At 69.8% G+C, this 540-nt stretch carries 1 pseudogene; it reads right to left on the bottom strand.

Annotation, left to right across the window (positions count from 1 at the left end):
- Positions 1-507: pseudogene (locus tag ACLEQD_RS45035) on the bottom strand (hypothetical protein); the annotation flags it as partial.
- Between the last annotated feature and the right edge of the window lie 33 nt (positions 508-540).

Here is a 540-nt window from a genome sequence, read left to right as displayed (position 1 = left end):
GGCCCGTGCCGTCATGGCCACCGCATCGGGGGCGAGTGCCACCGTGACGGCCTCGCCCGTCACCGCCACCGCTCCGACTTCGCCCACGGCGGCAAGGCGGATACCCGCGCGGCCCCCGGCCACCGCCGCCGCCTGGGCGGAACCGGGCAGCGTCGGCACCTGCGAGGCGAAGCCCGCGGCCGTGTTCCCGACGGCCACCGTCGCCAGCAGCGCGAAGGCTCGCGCCGCGTTCCGGCCCATCACCTTGCCGTAGCGCTCACCCGCATCGCGGAGTTCGTCAAACGTGGTGGCCCGGTCCGCATCCTCCACCAGCAGTTTGAAGCCCGTTATCAGCGTCCAGAAGGTGTCCACCCCGAGGTAGACAATGGCTGTCGCCGTCATGACGGCAGCCAGGCCCTTGCTCACTGGCTCGGGCACCGACCAGAGGACCAGATAGAATGTCAGGGTCCACAGCGCCGCCGAGAGCGCCGCGTGCGGGTCGGCCATGCCTTTGAAGGCATCCAGCATCTCTTCCAGGACAACACCTTGAGCCATGGCCAT

Source organism: Corallococcus sp. 4LFB, assembly GCF_046520365.1.
GTDB classification, from domain to species: Bacteria; Myxococcota; Myxococcia; order Myxococcales; family Myxococcaceae; genus Corallococcus; species Corallococcus caeni.
The sequence above is the reverse complement of the archived record's forward strand: the minus strand, read 5'-3'. Positions and strand labels throughout refer to the sequence as shown.